Here is a 436-nt window from a genome sequence, read left to right on the forward strand (position 1 = left end):
CGGCCGCGGCCGCGCCCACACCCTCCTGGATCAGGCCACCACCCTGGCCACGCAACTGCCCGCCACCGCCGCCCTACACAACCAGGGCCTACTCGATGAACTCCGCCTCCACGCCATCCACCGCGGCCTGGAAAACGTCCCCCCAACGCTCCTGCCCACCCTCGAACCCCTCTTCCTGCCCCACGCCGCCCGCATGAACCCCGCCGCCCTGACCCGCACAATCCGTCGCCTGGCCCAGGACCACAACCCCGAATCCCTCACCACCCGCCACGGACGCGCCCGCAAGAACCGCACCGTCTGGTTCACCCCTCTGCCCGACGGCATGGCCCAACTCGGCGCCACCCTGGACGCCGTGATCGCCAAATCCCTCTACGACTCCCTGGACCTCTGGGCCCGCACCGCCCAACACCAGGGCACCCCCAGCACCGCCACCACC

At 71.3% G+C, this 436-nt stretch carries 1 protein-coding gene; it reads left to right on the top strand.

The genetic code is table 11. The annotated features are described in order from the left end of the window. Positions 1 to 436, top strand: a 436-nt coding sequence (locus AB4Y80_RS16930; RefSeq protein WP_442215499.1) for a DUF222 domain-containing protein, incomplete at both ends; no start/stop codon positions are given.

Origin of the sequence: Specibacter sp. RAF43 (assembly GCF_052114065.1) — a bacterium.
In the GTDB taxonomy this organism is placed as follows: domain Bacteria; phylum Actinomycetota; class Actinomycetes; order Actinomycetales; family Micrococcaceae; genus Specibacter.